The organism is Myxococcus sp. CA005 (genome assembly GCF_006518205.1).
Classification (GTDB): Bacteria; Myxococcota; Myxococcia; order Myxococcales; family Myxococcaceae; genus Myxococcus; species Myxococcus xanthus.
The window spans coordinates 1-17,133 of record NZ_SRLV01000108.1 but is presented as its reverse complement, the minus strand read 5'-3'; the positions used below and the strand labels follow the sequence as shown (position 1 = coordinate 17,133).

The 17,133-nt window shown below is 68.1% G+C and carries 14 protein-coding genes; all 14 read right to left on the bottom strand.

Annotated features, from left to right (window positions below):
- Positions 1 to 603, bottom strand: a complete 603-nt coding sequence (gene cglE / locus FMQ63_RS32530) for an adventurous gliding motility protein CglE (RefSeq protein ID WP_011553411.1) — start codon at positions 601 to 603, stop codon at positions 1 to 3.
- Positions 604 to 755: 152 nt separating this feature from the next.
- A complete protein-coding gene (locus tag FMQ63_RS32525) occupies positions 756 to 2,804 on the bottom strand; it encodes a TonB family protein (RefSeq protein ID WP_011553410.1) in 2,049 nt (682 codons plus the stop codon).
- A gap of 55 nt (positions 2,805 to 2,859) precedes the next feature.
- A complete protein-coding gene (locus FMQ63_RS32520; protein ID WP_026114010.1) occupies positions 2,860 to 3,144 on the bottom strand; it encodes a hypothetical protein in 285 nt (94 codons plus the stop codon).
- A gap of 207 nt (positions 3,145 to 3,351) precedes the next feature.
- Positions 3,352 to 4,851 carry a tetratricopeptide repeat protein gene (locus FMQ63_RS32515; protein WP_011553408.1) on the bottom strand — a complete coding sequence of 500 codons (1,500 nt, stop codon included), beginning with the start codon at positions 4,849 to 4,851 and terminating at the stop codon, positions 3,352 to 3,354.
- A complete protein-coding gene (locus FMQ63_RS32510) occupies positions 4,848 to 8,456 on the bottom strand; it encodes a tetratricopeptide repeat protein (protein WP_043612382.1) in 3,609 nt (1,202 codons plus the stop codon). The genes FMQ63_RS32515 and FMQ63_RS32510 overlap by 4 nt, the downstream gene beginning before the upstream one ends.
- A 214-nt stretch (positions 8,457 to 8,670) precedes the next feature.
- Positions 8,671 to 10,209: a hypothetical protein gene (locus FMQ63_RS32505; protein ID WP_011553406.1), complete on the bottom strand. Its 1,539-nt coding sequence runs from the start codon at positions 10,207 to 10,209 to the stop codon at positions 8,671 to 8,673.
- 23 nt (positions 10,210 to 10,232) lie between these two features.
- The gene (locus tag FMQ63_RS32500; RefSeq protein WP_011553405.1) at positions 10,233 to 11,561 is read right to left on the bottom strand and encodes an outer membrane beta-barrel domain-containing protein; all 1,329 of its coding nucleotides are present in this window, start codon (positions 11,559 to 11,561) and stop codon (positions 10,233 to 10,235) included.
- 12 nt (positions 11,562 to 11,573) lie between these two features.
- A complete protein-coding gene (locus tag FMQ63_RS32495) occupies positions 11,574 to 12,395 on the bottom strand; it encodes an outer membrane beta-barrel domain-containing protein (RefSeq protein WP_026114011.1) in 822 nt (273 codons plus the stop codon).
- A 386-nt stretch (positions 12,396 to 12,781) separates the two neighbouring features.
- Positions 12,782 to 13,456, bottom strand: a complete 675-nt coding sequence (gene rplC / locus FMQ63_RS32490; protein ID WP_011553403.1) for a 50S ribosomal protein L3 — start codon at positions 13,454 to 13,456, stop codon at positions 12,782 to 12,784.
- A 146-nt stretch (positions 13,457 to 13,602) separates the two neighbouring features.
- Positions 13,603 to 14,373: a hypothetical protein gene (locus FMQ63_RS32485; protein ID WP_011553401.1), complete on the bottom strand. Its 771-nt coding sequence runs from the start codon at positions 14,371 to 14,373 to the stop codon at positions 13,603 to 13,605.
- A gap of 66 nt (positions 14,374 to 14,439) precedes the next feature.
- A complete protein-coding gene (locus tag FMQ63_RS32480) occupies positions 14,440 to 14,913 on the bottom strand; it encodes a hypothetical protein (protein WP_026114012.1) in 474 nt (157 codons plus the stop codon).
- Between the two features lie 58 nt (positions 14,914 to 14,971).
- The gene (locus FMQ63_RS32475) at positions 14,972 to 16,042 is read right to left on the bottom strand and encodes a HupE/UreJ family protein (RefSeq protein ID WP_011553399.1); all 1,071 of its coding nucleotides are present in this window, start codon (positions 16,040 to 16,042) and stop codon (positions 14,972 to 14,974) included.
- Positions 16,043 to 16,089: 47 nt separating this feature from the next.
- Positions 16,090 to 16,656 carry a hypothetical protein gene (locus FMQ63_RS32470; protein ID WP_011553398.1) on the bottom strand — a complete coding sequence of 189 codons (567 nt, stop codon included), beginning with the start codon at positions 16,654 to 16,656 and terminating at the stop codon, positions 16,090 to 16,092.
- The gene (locus FMQ63_RS32465) at positions 16,653 to 16,811 is read right to left on the bottom strand and encodes a lmo0937 family membrane protein (RefSeq protein WP_020478757.1); all 159 of its coding nucleotides are present in this window, start codon (positions 16,809 to 16,811) and stop codon (positions 16,653 to 16,655) included. The genes FMQ63_RS32470 and FMQ63_RS32465 overlap by 4 nt, the downstream gene beginning before the upstream one ends.
- Between the last annotated feature and the right edge of the window lie 322 nt (positions 16,812 to 17,133).

Here is a 17,133-nt window from a genome sequence, read left to right as displayed (position 1 = left end):
TCAGAACGTGTACTTCACCTTCGGGAAGATGGCGAAGGAGGTGATGTTGGGCCCGATGATGTAGCGGGCCAGCAGGTCCGCGCCGACGGAGAAGTGGTCCATGCCCGTGGCGTACTCCACGCCGAAGCCCAGGCCCGCGTTGGGCGCGTTGACGGCGCGTCCCGGGTCGCCCTCGTCGGGGTCCACGGGCGCTGGATCCAGCCGCGTGTAGCCCGCCACGACCTTGGGCGTGAGGAACAGCCGGTCCATGACGCGCACGTGGTAGGCCGCCGACAGGTTGAAGAAGGCCATGGTGAAGTTGTCCGACAGCGCGCACGTCTCCGTGCCGGGCAGGTAGCCCGCGAAGCAGTTCTGCGCGGACGAGCCGAGCCCGAAGTGCGCCCCCAGCGACAGCTTCTCCGTGAGGTCGTACCCCACCCCGAGCTGAAGGTACGTCTGGGCGTTGGAGTAGACGTTCTCCCCGCCCACGGTGAAGAACACGCCGATGTCCGTCTCGGTGAAGAAACCACGGCGCGGCTCGAACGCCACCCCTTCCGGCGGTGTGGCCGCAAGAACCGGAGACGACAGCAGCGCGAGCGCGGCAATCAACTGAGACTTCTTCACGGGTCCTCCCGACAGACGTGCCCTCCCAGCGCAACGCGGGAGCGCCGCAGACGTTAATGACGCCCCCCCGGAACCGGCAGTGGGGGAAAACGAAAGTGGCGTGGACCGTTTCGCCCACGCCACTTGGGTCCTTCACGGGCCGCTACCGTCGCTCACCCTCCCGCGCCAGCGGGCGCGAAGAGCCAGGGGTACGTCACCGACACCACGCCGCCGCCCTTGGGCTCCGGGAACTTCCAGCGGCGGATTCGCGACAGCATGCAGCGCTCCGCCGCGGCGTTGTTCAGCGTCGTCTCGGAGACACTCGCGTCGGACACCGCGCCCGCGGGGTCGATGACGAAGGACACCGCCACCTTGCCGGCGAGGCTCGGATCCTTGTTCAGCTCCGACTCGTAGCAGTACTTGATCTCCCCCTGGTGCCGCCGGATGACCTTGGCGATGACGTCCTTGTCCAGGCCGCCCACCACCGTCGTCTTGCCGGGGATGACCTTGGTGATGGACTTGCCACGGCCGCCCAGGTCGATGCCGCCCGACCCGCCCGTGCCACGGCCGGTGCCCTGCGTCCCGAGACCACCGATGCCCAGCGCGGTGCCACCACCGCCCTTGCCAGTGCCACGCGAGCCCACGCCGCCCACGCCCTGCGCGTCACCCATGGCCGCGCCGCCCTTGAGGCCGCCCAGCGCATCGTTGATGCCGGTGCCGAAGCCGCCGGGACCGAACACGTCCGATGCCCCACCCTTCATGCCCTTGAAGGCGCCCAGCAGGCCGGCCTTGCCCACCGCCTGACGGTCCTTCTCCTTCTTGCTCTTGTCCACCACGGGCGTGCCGGGCTTGGAAGGCGCCGCTTCCTGCTGCTTCGCCTCCTCCTTGCCGAACTTGCCTTCCTCGTCCTTCGCCTTGGCGCCCTCTTCCGGCGCGGACAGTTGGAGCTTCTTCGCCTCCAGCCTCTTCTCCGGGGCGATGAGGAACTTCGCCACGCGCTGCTGGGACTCGAAGATGTCCGCGCTCTGCGGCAGCTCCGGGCGCGGCGTCAGCACCATCGTCAGCACCACCGCCAGGCCCGCCAGCATGCAGATGCTGGTGATCTTGAAGAACGTGAAGTCAGAGTCCTTCAGCGACGCGGCGGTGATGACCGGAGACGGCTTCACGTAGCGCGCGACGAAGGACACCGTGCCCAGCGACACCTCCACCCGGTCGTGCAGGCCCAGGGTGAAGCGCTGCTCGGCGTCGTCGCCGGCCTGGCCGGAGAGCGCGCCCGCGGCCCGCAGCGCGTCCTTGGTGCGCACGTTGCCCTGGTTGGTGACGAAGGCGCGCGAGCCCGCGGGAGCCCGCACCTCCAACACATCCTTCTTGCTGACGGCCAGCACGTGGCTCTTGCCCACGGACGGCGCGAAGACGTTGAAGAAGTTCTGCTTCGCCTCGCCGATGGTGACGGGCACGCCGTCCTTGAAGTGCTGGACCTCCAGCAGGGTGTCGCCCCACAGCAGCGCGACCTGGAGGACGCGCGCCTCGGGCGTGGGCATGGCCTCGGGAGGCAGCGGCTCCTGGAGGTGCGGCGCCACCGTCCGCCGCGGCGTGGCCGTGTTCGCCACATTCGGCGTGGACGTCCGCGCCGAGGAGGGCGTCGTGCGAGGCTGGAGCCCTGGAGGCACCTGCCGGGGTGGCTCGACCGGAATCACACCGGGAGAGGCCACCCGCTCCACGCGGTTGCCCAGCGCCGTGGACACCTGGCGCATGGGCGGCGGCGGCGTGGGAACCAGGTTCGGCAGGTCCGCGCGCGTCTGCGTCTGCATCTGCATGCCACGCGGCGGCGGTGGCGTGGCCACCGGCCCCTGGAACACCGGCCCCGCAACCCGCGCACCCGCGGGAAGCGGACGCTCCGGCTGGGTCGCTCCGAAGAGCACCTCCACCTGGCTGCCGCCCACCATCAACACATCCCCGGGGTTGAGCGCCGTGGGGAGGACGAGCCGCTGTCCCCGCACTTCCGTGCCACCCTCACTGCCCAGGTCGATGGCCGTGACCGAGCCATCCTTGTCCACCTTCAGCATCACATGGAGATTCGAGACCCGCGGGTCCTGAATCTTCACTGCCGCCTGAGCGCCCGACCCCACAATGACGCTCTCGGCCTCCGACACGGCTTCCGCCGTGGAGCCATCCGGCCCGGTGATCCGAAGCGTCAAGCCGTTGTTCTTCGCCGCCGCCATGAGGATTTTCCCTCTTCCATTCCGCCCTTAGAACGACTGCCGCCGCCCGCTGCCGCTAGAGGTTGTCGACTGACTTTTGTAACTCTGGATCGAAGTTGTCCCGGACCTTGATGAGGCTCTGGAAGTCCGTCTTCTTCCGGTGGAGTACGTACGAGCCCTCAGGCTTCGTGAGCTCGCCTTCCACCGCGACATCCGTGAAGTCGATGACCGTCTTCTTCCGGACGACGGTGCGGTCCTCCTCCTGGACGATCTTCACCGTGTCTCTCGGCTCCTGTGACATCGCCACCGAGGGTGCCGCCCACAGGCCCAGCACCACCACCGCTGATACCAGTCGCCTCATGCTCAACCTCCCAATGCACAGCGCGATCCAACCTCAAGTCCTTGAATCCAGAGGAGCTCGCCTGCTCATCCGGGGACTGAAGCCTGGAGAGAGGAAAAAAGTTCCGTCCCTCTTCGTCAAAACTCCAGCCTGCCTGCTGAGGTGATGCCTCGGGTGCCAGGTGGCCCCGATGGAAACGACGCACGGCGCTCCCCAAGCGAAGCCGCCTCACTTGCCCGCGGGCGTGCCTTTCCCACCGGGAGCAAGCGGCGCCCCACTGCCCACGCCACCGGTCGCGTCGTCCGCGGGCATCGCATCAGTGCCCTGCCCAGGATGTGCGCCCGCGCCGCCCGTGGCATCGCCTTCCGGCGCCACATCCGAGCCCTGTCCAGGCGCCACGCCCTCGGCGCCCCCCGCGGGCTGCGCACCACCGCCGCCAATGGCCTCATCCGCCGGAGCGCCATCGCCTTCCCCTTCCGCGGTGGCGGGCGCGGCCTCGGGTGGTGGGGCCTTGAGCATGTTCTGCAGGCCCTGGACCTTCGCGGTGATCATCTGCTTGTCATTGTCGGTCGTCGTCTCCAGGCCCTTGCAGCGGTCGAGGAACGCGATGGCCTTCTGCCAGCCCGCGCGGTCCGACGCATACGCCCAGCCCGCGCCGCACACGGCCTCCGGCAGGTCCGCGCGCGTGGCCAGCACCTTCTCGAACGCCTCGCCCGCGGCCAGGCCCTTCTTCGGGTCACGCCCCTTCTGCCCGTCCAGCGCCCAGGCCAGGTACAGCGTCGCGTCCGGTGAGCCCGGCTCCAGCTCCACGGCCTTTCCGAAGGAGCGCTCGGCGCCCACGTAGTCGCGGTAGCTCAGCGCCAGGGCGCCCAGGTTGAGGTAGCCCGGGGTGAATTTCGCATCCAGGGAGATGGCCTTCTGGAACTGCACCAGCGCGCGCGCCCGGTCGTCCAGCTTCAGGTAGACCATGCCCAGCAGGTTGTAGAGCGCCGGGTCGTTCTCCGAGTGCTTGCGCGCGGTGCCGGCCAGCAGCTCCGCCAGCCGGTACTTCTCCCGTGCGTAGGCCACGTGCGCCAGGTTCTTGTAGGCCCCCGGGTCGTCCTTGTTGCGCACCAGCACGCGGCGCGCGGCGGCCTCGGACTCGTCCAGCTTTCCGGCAACGCGATAGGTGATGGACAGGCTGTTGAGCAGCGACGCGTCGTACTCGCGACCAGGCGTCTTCAGCGCCCGCTGGAACAACGCGATGGCTTCGTCCAGCCGCCCCTGCGCCCGATACATGACGCCCAGGTTGACCACCGCGGGCACGTGCGCCGGGTCCAACAGGAGGACCTTCTCGTAGGCCACGCGCGCGTCATCCGGACGGCCCTGGCGCTCCGCGATGACGCCCAGGTTGAACTGCGCGTTGAGGCTCTGCGGCAGTTCATCCACCACCGCCTCGAAGCCCTTGCGCGCACCGTCCAGGTCCCCCGCTTCATAGGACTGGAGCGCCGCCGCGAAGGCGGACTGCGCGCTGCCGGACTTCTGCGCGGGAGGCGGCACCGGCTTCTGCTCGGGCGCGGGCTGTTGCGCCGCGGGCGGCGTCACCTCCGGCGCAGCGGTCTGCTTCTTCTGAGGCCCCGAGGCGCACGCCGCCGTAAAGGCCAGCGAGCCGACGAGGAGCGAACGGAACCAGGTCATCTGCGTCTTCCCCGCCCCAACCTGAAAGGAATCGATGCGAAACAGCTTCATCGCAGCACCTCCCCGCGCGCCGCCGTGGGTGCCTGCGCCTCGTCATCCGAGGGCTTCGAGGAGTCCGCCGGGGCCGGCGTCGTCGCGGTGGCGCCTTCCAGCACGCGCACCAGGTCCGAGCGGACGAGTGTGTCGCTGCCGCGGTAGTCCACCTGCCGCACCTGTGCGTAGGCCCCCGGACGCAGGCGGTTCACCTGGTCCTGCGCGGCCAGGGTCCACGGGCTGTAGACGCCCAGCTCGTAGGCCTTCTCCAGGGCCTTCTCCAGGGCCTCGGCGGCTTTGTCCTCCAGCGGCAACGCCAGGTTCTCCAGCTCGCTGCGGTACATGGCGAGCTGCTCCTCATCGAGCCCGGACGGGTCCGGCGAGTCCATGATGTTGCGCGCGAAGTCGGCATAGGCCAGGCCGATGCGCGTGAGCGCCGCGATGCCCCAATCACCGGAGCCGGTGGACAGGACGGCGAGGTACTCCTTCTCCAGCCGCTGAATCTCCTTCTGCTTCGCCGCCAGGTCCCGGCGGATGGTGCTCACCCGCGAGAAGCGGATGCCCACGTAACGCTTCCACGCCGGCTCCAGCGACAGGAAGCGCGCATGGCCGTAAGCATTGAGCACCGCCGCGTCCTTGCGAGCACTCTCCGGCAGCCGGTTCCACGCCCGCACCAGCTCGCCCTGCACGCGCTCCTGCTCGCGTGCGTTCCTCAGGTGCTCGTACGCCAGCAGCTCGTGGTAGCGCGCCTGGTACACCTGCGCCGAGCTGGAGCGCGAGTCACGGCCGTACGTCTCCGCGAAGGCGCCGAACGCCCGGGCCGCCTCGCTCCACTTCTTCTCCTTCTCCCACGCGAGCGCCGCCGCGAAGGCCACCTGCGGCACGTCCTTGCGGTCCTTGAAGCGGGAGACGTACGTGTTGTAGGCAGCCACCGCCTTCTGCGGCTCACCCGCGCCTTCCCACCAGACGCCCGCATTGAACTGCGCATCCGCCATCCAGCCGCCGGCCTCTTCCAGCAGCGCCTTGCGCTCGGCGGCCACCCGCTCGCGCTTGGACTCCGCGTCCTCGGCGCCCGGCGCGACGCTCACCTTGGCGGCCGCCTTGGTCGCCTTGCGCTTGCCGTTGGCATCGTCCGCCTTCATCGCGGCGTCGTAGCTGGCGACGAGGGACTCCGCCATGACGGCGGCCTTCCGGTACTCAGCGACCTTCTCGTAGAGGCCCGCCAGCGAGTAACGCGCCTTCAGCTCGAAGGGGCTGCGCGGGTACTCCTTGAGGAAGCGCTCACCCGCGGCCAGGCCCTTGTCGATTTCGCCCGCCTCCTGCGCGATGACCATCGCGTAAGTGAGCGCACGGTCCGCGTTCTCTGACTTGGGGAAGTCGGACACGAAGCGGAGGAACTCCTCGGCGGCCTTCTTCGGGTTCTTCTCCTTCTTGTAGACGACCTCGTCCACCCACTTGTACTGGCTGCCTTCGACGACGCGGCTGACGCGCACGGCGAAGTCCGTTCCGGGCTTGGCCAGCTTCTTGTTCTCCAGGAACTTCTTCGACAGCGTGTTCAGCTCGAGCCACTCCTCGCGGCTCTCCAGCACGTACATGGTGAGGTCGGCCGCGTCGCGCGAGCGGCGCTCCTCGGGGAACTTCTCGATGATTTCGCCGAAGCGCCGGGCCGCGTCCACGAAGTGGCTGCGGTCATAGAGGATGACGGCGGCCTGGTAGCGCAGGTCGATTTCGTCCTGCGTGTTCGGATACAGCTTCACATAGACGTCACACGCGGCGACCAGCCGGTCCTCGAACTTCGTGAGCGCCTCTTCCTGGCGGTCCTTCGCGTCGCGCTTGACGATCTTCTGCTTGGCGACGTCGCCCTTGTCCTTCTTCTCGTCGACCTTCTGGCCGTCGCGCAGGTCGCTCTTGGCGAGCTGGCCTCGCTCGATCTTCACCAGCTTGTCGTAGGCGAGGATGGCGTTGTACCCGGCGCTCTTGCGGTACGCCTCGTTGGAGACCTCGCGCGCGGTGTCGCGGTCCGGAATCTTGAAGGCCACCACCGCGTCGTACTCGGCCGCGGCCGCTTCCCACTCCTCCAAAGCCCAGAGGATCTCCGCGTAGAAGAAGCGGAGGTTGAAGGCGGAGTCCGCCACGAAGTCCGGGTTCGCGTTGGAGGCGAACGCGTCCACGTACTGCTTGTAGATGTCACGCGCCAGCCGGTAGGTCTCCACCTGGCGCGTCTTCTGCGCCTCCTGGTGGTACTCGGTGACCATGACGCGCATGGCCTCTTCAGTGACGTTGAAGGCGTTTCGCAGGACGGCCGTCTTGCCCTCGTTGGCCTTCCACCACCCGCCACCAGGGCTGTAGAGGTCCACCATCCGCTTCATTTCCTTGCGGACCAACTGGCGCTGGCGGAGCCCCTCGTGGGCGCGGACGATGGCCTGCTGGTACTCCGGCGCGTTGGCGCCCATGGGCTCGTCGTCCACGAGCGTGCGGTACGCGAGGATGGCGCTGTCGAAGTGGCCCGCGTCCACCAGGCCCGCGGCCGTCTTGGCCAGCAGGCGGCCCACGCGCTGCGCCGGCGCCTTCTCCTTGAAGTAGGCGATGGCTTCCTTCGGCTGGTCCAACTGGACGTAGAAGACGGTCAGGTCGTTGAGCGCCTCGGTGCGCAGGTCACCCAACTCAGGGCTCTTCGCGGCGTAGTCCACCACCTCGTGGAGCTTCTTCAGCCCCAGCTCGTAGTCGCCGGTGTTGTAGTCGCACCAGGACAGCTTGTAGACGGCGTAGCCGTAGATTTTCGGCACGCCCGAGTCCCGCGCCTTCTCATAGTTCTCCTTGGCGGGGATGAGCTTGTTGTTCTCGAAGTAGTGGTTGCCGAGCTGGATGTACGCGTCCGGCACGAACTGCGACTTCGGGAAGTCGCGGATCAACTCCTCGTAGCGGGCCACCGCGTCCTCGCGGCGTCCCAGCTCGTAGTAGTTGTACCCCATGGAGAAGAGGACCTCGTCGCGCTGGGGATAATCCGGGTACGCGCGGAGGATGTCCTCGTAGATGCCCATCGTTTCGGTGCGGTAGCGCTCGCTGTCCGCGTGGTTCTTCTTGGGCGGCTCCACCTTCTCGCCGCGCGCCACGGCCGCGTCGTATTCCTTCTCCGCCGCGAGGAAGCGCGTCATCTCCAACTGGTAGAGGTACTTGGACTTCTCCCAGTAGAGCTCCGACAGGCGGTAGAGCATCTCCGCCTTCTGCGGATTGCCGTCCCGCAGCTTGGGGATGAGGCGCTTGAAGGCGGCAATGGCCTCGTCGCGCTTCTTGTCCGCCAGCGCGTCCCGCTTGGCGTCCGGGATGCGGGGCAGCTCCGCGAACTTCGCCGACGCGGGCTGAACGCGCGCCGGCCCCTGCCGCACGTCCTCCGGCGCAACCCCCGGCGGCGGAGCCTTCTCCTCTGCCTTGCGGTCGACCTGGGCCTTCGCGGACTTCTTTTTCCCGCCCGCCTTGCTGGACGCACCGGAGGTCTTCGACGCGGACGCCGCAGCGGGCTTCTTCCCCCCCTTGCGGGCCTGCGTTTCCGCCGCCTCTCCCACCCCGCCAGTGATGAGCACCGCGCCCACCGCCAGCGCACCGAAACGAAGAACCACCTTCATGCGAGCTCCTGCCGTGAAGCCGACCCGGCATGCGGGCAATCCAGCACCCACTGACGAGGGACGACGGAAAGTAGATGCGCATTTCTGGATTGAGAAGTGGCGGTGGAACGGTGCTTGCGCACTGTCAACAACGACAGAGGGGCCGCTTCCACGCGGTGTCGCGTGGAGCCGGCCCCTCAAGGTACGTGCATGCGTGACAGCGTCGCTCGTGAACCTACGGCTGCTGTTCAGCGGTCTTCGCCGGGCAGCCACGTTTCAGCGTGTATTGGTAATAACCAATCTCGTCGATCCAGAACTCGCCCTGGAACTTCCAGTAGTTCCAGGCCGCGCTCGGCATCTTCGGGCGATACAGCGACTGCCGCGTCAGCAGCGCCTTCTGGTCAACGCCGGCCTGCAACAAGTCCTTCTCATCCAAGGCCGTCTGCACGCGGATGATTTCCGCCTGGTCGGAGAAGGTCCGCAGGTTGTCCGCTGCCTCACGAATGCGGCTCTGCGCCAGCGTTCCGCCCACCTGCAGCAGCGTCCCGCGAACCTCCTCGAGCGACGCGGTGGACTGCGCCGCCAGCGGCGTACCGCGCCAGCGTCCGTTCGTCAGCGCACGCTTCTCATCGTCCACGCGCTCCAGCATCCGCATCACCTCGCGGATGCGCTCGTTGTTGCGAAGCCACAGGTATACCGGGCGCGGCAACCGGCGGTTCTCCGCCGCGACCAGGTTGAAGGACTGCACCAGCGGCACGTCCTCCCCGGTGAAGGGCTCCAGTTGCCGCTCCATGGGAGCGTAGATTTCGTCGAAGGCCGCCAGCGTCGTCTTCACCTCGTCGTAGAGGCACGAGTAGTAATAGACGGTCGCCTTGAGAATCCACGACTCGGGCTGGAAGGCCCCGGCGAACTGCGGCGCATGCAGCGCCTGGAGGCTGCCGAGCGCCCCGCCGAAGTCCTCGTTCTGAAAGCGCGCGAAGCCGTTCTCGAAGAGGGCCTGGTCCCAGTAGCGCGAGTAGCGCGGCACTCGCTCATAAGCGGCGCTGGCGTCGGTGTACTCACCGCGGCGGTAGTGGAGCCGGCCCAGGGCGATGAGCGCCAGGTGCTGCGTGGCGCGCAAGTCCAACTGCCCCTCCTTCGCGGCCAGTACCGCGTTGAAGGCGGCCAGCGCGTCCTTGTCCAACACGGAGGCCTCGCTGGGACGGCCCGGGAAGCGCGGGTCCGCCAGCACCACGCCGAGCAGGTAGCGGGACTTCGCGTACACGCGACTGTCCTGGGGGACCGCCTCCAGCAGCGAGCGCGCTTCCTCGAAGCGGCTCTTGCGCTGGCTCACCGTGCCCACCAGGTAGTTGATGCGCGCGAGCACCTCCTTGGGCAGCGTCACCCAGCGGTCGCGCACCTCGTCGGTGTAGGCCTGGTTGAGGATGCTGGGGATGAGGTTGTGCTCATCCAGTTGCTGCTGCATGTCCACCAGTCCCTCCACCGCCTTGAGATACGAGGGGTGCGAGGGTCCGGCATTGACGATGGCCGCATAGGTGATGAAGGCGGCCACGGGCAGGCCCTTCTGGGCCAAGGACTGTCCGAGGAAGTACTCCGCCTTGCCCTTCACCTCCGCGTCGGAGGCGCTCTCCGCGAGTTCGAAGAAGAGGGGTGCGGCGGTGTCCATGTCACCGGCGTTGAAGGCGGCCAGCGCGCGGTTGTAGCCACCCGAATCAGGCTGGGCGGACACCGCGAGCGGCGCCAGGGCGACGAAGAGGCTGAGCAGTCGTTTCATGGCGGTTCAGGCCTTCCTGCGCATCAGAAGAGGACAGAGAAGCCGGCGTAGAAGCTCACGTTGTTGAGGACGTCCGAGGACGGCTCGACCACCAGGTCTCGGCCCAGGATGATGTCCTCGCGGTAGTTCTTCTTCGTCTTCGGGTCGATGCCGTCGAACTTCTCGTAGCGGCAGCTGCCGCTCAGGTTCAGCGAGGCGAAGTCCTGGTTGGTGGAACGCGCCGCTTCGAGCGCCTCGAAGTCCGCCAGGTTGCAGCCGTCCACCCGGTCCACGCGCGCGGTGTAGATGAGGTCCCGCACCTCCACGCGCAGCGCGTACGACTCGCCGAACTGGAGCCGGAAGCCGCCCCCCACCGAGCCCATGAACTTGGTGCCCGTGTCACCGAAGCGCGCGGGCACCCGGAACGACTCGCCCTCCACATCGTTCGTCACCGCGGGGCGGATGAGGTGGCGCGTGGAGCCGACGCCCGCGCCGCCACTGAGCACCACGCTGAACTGCGCGAGCGAGTTGTTGAGGAAGGCGAACTTGCCGTAGAGCGGCGTCACCTCCACGCCCGCGTGGGCGCCCCACACCAGGAGCAGCGACGAGGCCGCCTGCGCCTGCTCACGGACCTTGTCGATGAGCTCCAGGTTGAAGGCGCTCTCGTTCGAGTACCAGTTGTACTGGCCCATCACCTGGAGGGCGAAGTTCTCCTGCAGGTGATAGGTGTAGTGCGCCGCCGTGCCCGCGTGGTCGGTGTACTTCCCGTTCACCTGCACCGTGGCCGGGTACACCGTCAGCTCGTGACGGCCCTCGTCCGCGAAGCGCTTCTTCTGGACGATGTGCACCGACACGTTGGGGTTGTAGAGCGGCGCTCCGTTCACCAGCCGCTGCTGCTGCGCATCCGTGGTGCGCGGCGCATCGGAGCCCAGGTCGGACGCCAGCATCGGTGCATCATCGGGAACCGGCGGCGCCTCCTGCCCGGCCATGCCCGTCGTCGCGGGAGCGGGGTCCGTCCCCACGGTGGGCGCGGGCTCGGCGGAGGGCACCGGCGCGGTGTCGTCAACACGGGAAGGCTCGCTCGCGGGCACCTCGTCGGAGCCCTGCGCCGGGGCCGCGTTGGGGCGGACACCCGCGGGCGGCGCGAACGCTTCCGTGGCTTCCGCGGGCACCAGCGGCTCGGGCCGGGACGCGGGCCCGACAGGGGCCTCCGGAAGCGACTGGGACTGCGTGGACGGTGGCGGCACGGACGTCTCAGCACCGGGCGCGGGCACTTGCTGGACCTGCGCCAGCGCGAAGGCCGGAGCCGGGACGCGTGGCGCGGCCTGCGTGGCCGTGGCGACAAGGAGCGCGAGGGACAGGAACGGTCGCATAGTCAGGTGGACCTAGAAGGAGAAGGTGTAGCCAAGGTCGAACTGCACCAGGTGCGTGAGGCCAGGGCTGCGCGCGGGCTCCCCCGTCGCCTGCCCCGCCTCCCACGCATCGCGCTCCAGGTTGACGCGGTAGTTGTCCCGGAAGGCCCAGTCGCGCAGCTCCAGGCGCACGCCGTGCTTGTCCAGGATGAAGAAGCGGAAGCCCACCGCCGCCGACACCACCGGGGCGACCCGCGACTCATTCACCCAGAAGTTCTGGGTGGCCGACCCGCGGTCATCCACCGACGTGCGGTTGTCGCAGATGCCCAGCTCGCGGTTCACCACCTGCGTGCACTGGATCACGGAGTTGCGCTTGAACGAGGCGAGGCCCCCGCCCGCCCAGACGTAGGCCTGGAAGTGGACCGGCAGGTCCGACAGCAGGCTGAGCTTCCCGTAGATGGGCGCCCAGCGGACACCTGCCACCCCGTGCAGGTTCATCTGCCAGAGGTCTTCCAGCTCGTCGGTGACGCGCTTGTCCTCGCGGTTGAGGAAGCTCTCGGAGATGGAACGCGCCAGGCCCGTATGACGGCTGGCCGCGTAGCCGGCCCGAGCCTCCACCGCGAAGCTGTTGAAGAGGTTGTAGGCCACCCCGGCGTTGAAGACGTAGTGCGCCGTCAGGTGTGTCTGCAGCGGCAGACCGACCCCGAAGGACATCTCCAACTTGCCGCCCGGTTCGTACAGCCGGTTGCGGACGACGACCTTGTCCAGGACGTTCTCGTCGTCCTGTGCCGCGGCAACCGGCGCCGCCAGAGAGACGGCCAACGAAGCAAAGACGCAGAGCGTGCGTGCGATCATAATCCTGCCCGGCCCGTGGGATGGGCCGCCATGAGCGGGAGTGCAATGAACTCCCCGAGCCACGGAGTCCGCGTCACCCGACGCTCAGACTCCTTCGTGGGGCCTGGATGTGCGCACGGCTTCCACGACCGACAAGCCGAGGTGGCCTGGAGTCGGAATTCTTTTCACGGTCGTTCCCACCGGGCGCCCACCGGTCAACGTTTCCGGGGCATCCCACGGCACGGGACGTGATGAAGCAGGCATGCGGGTCGTCACGCGGGGCAGACACCTGCCCACCCGCGGAAACCGCACGCACCCTGCCCCGCAAGACAAACGCCCCGCCCGGATGCCCGAGGAATCGGGCCCGGAAGCGGGGCGCTTCGAGCGTTCAAACGCTCAGCAGCGAACTACGCGCCGCGCGCGGCCTTGTGCTGCGCGCGCATGGCCGCCTTGATGCTGGGGCGGATGTAGACGACGCCGTTGTTGTGGCCGGCGACGGCACCCTTCACGAGCACCAGGCCCTTCTCCACGTCCACGTCCACCACGGTCAGGTTCTGGGTGGTGACCTGATCCACGCCGTAGTGACCGGGCATCTTCTTGTTCGGGTACACGCGGCCCGGCGTCTTACGCTGACCGATGGCGCCCGGGTGACGCTGGTACTCGTGCGTACCGTGCGTCTTCGTCTGCGAGCCCTTGAAGTTCCAGCGGCGCATGACGCCGGAGAAACCGCGGCCCTTGGTGATGCCGGTCACGTCGACCAGCTCGCCCTTGGCGAACATGTCCGCCTTGACGGCGTCGCCCACGTTGAAGGAGGCAGCCTCCTCCGGCGTGACGCGGAATTCCTTCAGGTGGCGGCGGTAAGGCGCGTTGGCCTTCTTGAAGAAACCGCGCTCGGCCAGGTTGAGAATCTTCTCGCGGATCTCACCAAAACCGATGGTCACCGCGGAGTAGTTGTCCTTCTCCGGGGTGCGCTTGCCAACGACCTGGCAGGTGCCCACGTCGATCACCGTGACCGGGACGAGGTTGCCCTCATCGTTGAACACCTGGGTCATGCCGATCTTCTTGCCAATCAGACCCTTCACGTCGTCCTCACTGCCAGCGCGCTGGTGGCGCGGAAAAACCCAATAAGTTCAATGACCTGGACTGCACGCGTCCCCGCGGTCGCCAGGAAGCGGCGCAATGTAGCAGACAGGTCTCCGCCGTCAAGCACTACGGGCGGGTGCCTCTCTCACTGCGCGCGATCCAACCGCGGGTAGAACGGTGCGAGCTGCGCATCGTTGATGCGCTGTGCATACACGTCTTCGCCCAGGAGGAACAGTGCTTGATCCAGATAATCCTCCGAGGCCTGGACCTGTTCCTCCTTGGCGGCGATTGCCTGGTCGAGCTCCGCCATGCGGTGCTCGTGGTCGAGCTTGCGCTCCTCCGCCTCGTCCTCCATCTCCAGCATGCGCTTGTGCGCCAGGATGCCTGCCGCGCCGGGCTGACCGGGCAAGGGCGTGAGGGCGGTGGCCAGGTTGGACTCCAGATCCTCCAGTTGCCGACCGAGCCGCATCTGCTGGAGCCGGTTCTTCTTGAGGTTGCCGCGGGCCAGTTCGATCTTGTCGGGCGGCTCGCCGGTCAGCTCCATGTCGCTGATCTTCTTCTCGAGCTTGACCAGGCCATCCTCGGCGTAGCGCTGTTCGGCCTTGCGAGACGCGAGCGTCTTGCGCAGCTCCTTCACCTTGCCGTCGATGGCGTCCACCGCCTTCTTCCACTTCTTGACGATGACGGCGTGCTTCGCCCGCTCCTCCCCCTGCTCGGCGAGAAAGTCCGAATACGCCGCGTCCTCGTCATTCATCTCCTGCTCGAGCGCCGCCAGTTCATCCCGGCGCGCCACCACCGCCTCTTCGGCGCGGTAGACGCGGTCCATGGAACGGGGACAGGTGGGCTTGCCCGGCAACCTGTCCCGAGCCAGGTCGCCCAGCTGGAAGATGAGGTCGTTGTAGCTCTCCTTCGCCATGAACGGATTTCTACGCCCAATGCACGGTAACTGTCACCGGCAGAGCGAGAAACCCATGTCATTCCCTCATGAGTCACCCGGGGCGGCGCTGGCCGGCGCGTCGGCGTGGACCACGGGCCCCAGGGCCCCTTCGGCCAGGGACAGCAGCTCCCGGGAGCGGTCCTGCTCCTCGGTGCGGTTCAGCTCGCAGACCCACGCGGAGGAGAGGTCCGCCTGCTGACGGGCCAGCTCCGCGGTCGTCTCATAGCGGGCGGCCGACGCACGGGCGAAGGCCCCCTCGCGGCGCAGTTCCAGCAACGTATCCGAATCCAGCTCGATGTCCTCGGGAGGAACCGGCAGTGGACCTCGGCCCAGCGCGGCCAGCCGTGCGAGCAATCGCGACGCGTGAGCCCGGCAGAACGCGGCCAACACCATCAGCCGTGCCCGGACCCTCGCATCCACGATTCGCTCCGCCAGCGCCGTCATCCGCCGGGCGGAGACGACCTCCGCCTCCCACGCGGCGGCCAGCGCCGCAGCCAACCGGGTATGCCTCGCACCCATTGACGTCCCCCTGTTCCCTACCTTCAAGTCGCCAACGTAGGGACGCCGAGCGCGGGATTCAACCGAGGGCGCGTTCAACCATCCAGTACCCACCAGCCGCGAGGATTCCGATGGACAGTCCCCTCACGGCCCTCGTGTGCAAAGCCGGACGGCGCTGGACCATGCGGAGGACGGGCAGCAGCACCGCCACCACCACCGCCTGGCCCAATTCCACACCGACGTTGAAGCCCAGCAGCGCCGTCACCACGGACTCGCCCAGGCCGTAGCCGGCCAGCACGCCCGCGAAGCCGAAGCCGTGGATCAGCCCGAAGAGGAAGGTGACGAGCACCCGGTGCCGGTGCTCGCGCAGCACCAGGTTCTCCACCGCCACATAGATGATGGACGCGGCGATGGCGGCCTCCACCCACCGGGCCTGGACTCCGTCCAACACCACCCAGCCCAGCGCGGCGGCCCCCAGCGTGAGCGAGTGCGCCACCGTGAAGGACGTCACCAGCAGCAACACCCGCCTCCAGCCGCCCCCCACCAGCAGCACGGCCAGCAGGAAGGCCAGGTGGTCCACACCCTCGAAGATGTGGCGCACGCCCAGGCCCACCCAGCCCGCGAAGCGGCTCAGCAGCGGCGTGCCGCGTCCGCCTTCCGGGACGTCCACTTCCGGCCGCGTGGCATCCGCGAACACGGCACCAGGAACCTCCCCTTCCCTCACACTGCCCAGAATCACCCGGTACTCCGGCGGCAGCCGCGTCAGCACCCGGAAGCGCTGGCGCATTCCACCCGGCGGGCACGTGAAGGTGGCGGACAGTTCCACGAAGGACTGCCTCGGCGCCGTGGCGTGCGCGGTCCGCACGCACGGCAACCCTCCGGAAGCCAGCGGCATCGCATCCCAGATGTCGGTGGCGATGGCGTCACGCCGCGCGTCCAGTCCATGCCGCGTGAGGAGCGAGCCCCCATCCGCGTCGGCCAGGAGCAAGGCCAGCGTCTCCGGCGTCATCGTCAGAATCTGACGGACCTCGGGTGCCTCGGCCCGGGCGCGGTGCGCTTCAATATAGAGGATGTCGGCGTCGTGCGCGGCGGCGGCGCCCGCGGCCAAGAGCAGGCACGCGAGCATGGCCCGGGGGGAGACCCACGTCATGTCCCCTCCAGCCTGCCGTCACCGCCCGCCCGCGTCCACCCCGGGCGCTACTCCGAGACGAAGCGCAGCTCCACCTGCTGGCGGCCGCTCATCGGATCATGCCGCGCGCCGCAGGAGAAGCAGTGGAGTGCCTGGTCCCACTCCCAGATGACCTTCACCTCTTCGCCACAACAGAGCATGGGCATGACGCGCAGCAGCTCGTCCGGCTCTGGCTCCATGGGGCCCGGCAGGGCCTCCGGCTCCACCGCAACGAACGTCGGCCTGGGGTTGACGGACAGCGTGCGCGCCACGTGCGCCAGCTGCTCGTACCGCACGTGGTTGGCCCAGCCGCGCGCCACGGCCTCCAGGTGCCCCTGCTGGGCGGGCGTGAGAAAGGCGTCCGCTTCCGCGCGGTAGCCGCAGTACGGGCAGCCCCAGACGGGAATGCCCTCCACGCACTCGTGGGCATTCTCGAAGGGGTAGAAGCCCAGGAGCTTGTGCAGCACCGCGCGCGAGTCCATGGGCCCCGGACGCGTCTTGAAGGGCCGCTGACACTCCGGGCACTCGCGGCGCGTGAAGCCCACGGAGTCCCGGGGCAGCTCCACCCCCGTCACCTCGGGCGCCCCGCGCCTCATGCCGAGGCCGCCCGGCGGCCCTGAGACACCACCGCCAGCAAGAGCGCCACCATCGCGAACAGCAGCAGCAGGTGGACCCAGTAACCCTCGGTGGAGCCGGTGGTCAGCCCCAGCCCCCACAACACCAACAGGATGATTCCCATCGTCCAGTACACGCCGCACCTCCACACGCACCACAGCCTGGCGCGGGCAAACCTAGGAACAGGAACCCGGACGGGCAACCCGGTCCTTTTCACAGTCACCCGTTGGGAACGGCACTTCCCCAGCCGGGCATTTTTTCAGTTCCGCCGGGGAATCCAGCGCGCCAGAGACGGCAAATTCGTGGGCGCTCTTAAGGAGAAACACGCCACGTGCGACCTCTGGCACGCGGGCTGCTTAGGCGTTGCTCCGTCGGCAGGTCAGTACATCCGTACGAGATGAGTGCACGGGGCGCGAGCGGCACGGCGGCGCCAGGAGGGGTGGGATGAGGGGTTGGAC

Excerpts from the sequence above, each read along its gene's own strand:
- FMQ63_RS32525 (WP_011553410.1), bottom strand. The coding sequence starts at position 2,804 with ATGGCGGCGGCGAAGAACAACGGCTTGACGCTTCGGATCACCGGGCCG.
- FMQ63_RS32520 (WP_026114010.1), bottom strand. The coding sequence starts at position 3,144 with ATGAGGCGACTGGTATCAGCGGTGGTGGTGCTGGGCCTGTGGGCGGCA.
- FMQ63_RS32515 (WP_011553408.1), bottom strand. The coding sequence starts at position 4,851 with ATGAAGCTGTTTCGCATCGATTCCTTTCAGGTTGGGGCGGGGAAGACG.
- FMQ63_RS32510 (WP_043612382.1), bottom strand. The coding sequence starts at position 8,456 with ATGAAGGTGGTTCTTCGTTTCGGTGCGCTGGCGGTGGGCGCGGTGCTC.
- FMQ63_RS32505 (WP_011553406.1), bottom strand. The coding sequence starts at position 10,209 with ATGAAACGACTGCTCAGCCTCTTCGTCGCCCTGGCGCCGCTCGCGGTG.
- FMQ63_RS32500 (WP_011553405.1), bottom strand. The coding sequence starts at position 11,561 with ATGCGACCGTTCCTGTCCCTCGCGCTCCTTGTCGCCACGGCCACGCAG.
- FMQ63_RS32495 (WP_026114011.1), bottom strand. The coding sequence starts at position 12,395 with ATGATCGCACGCACGCTCTGCGTCTTTGCTTCGTTGGCCGTCTCTCTG.
- FMQ63_RS32485 (WP_011553401.1), bottom strand. The coding sequence starts at position 14,373 with ATGGCGAAGGAGAGCTACAACGACCTCATCTTCCAGCTGGGCGACCTG.
- FMQ63_RS32480 (WP_026114012.1), bottom strand. The coding sequence starts at position 14,913 with ATGGGTGCGAGGCATACCCGGTTGGCTGCGGCGCTGGCCGCCGCGTGG.
- FMQ63_RS32475 (WP_011553399.1), bottom strand. The coding sequence starts at position 16,042 with ATGACGTGGGTCTCCCCCCGGGCCATGCTCGCGTGCCTGCTCTTGGCC.
- FMQ63_RS32470 (WP_011553398.1), bottom strand. The coding sequence starts at position 16,656 with ATGAGGCGCGGGGCGCCCGAGGTGACGGGGGTGGAGCTGCCCCGGGAC.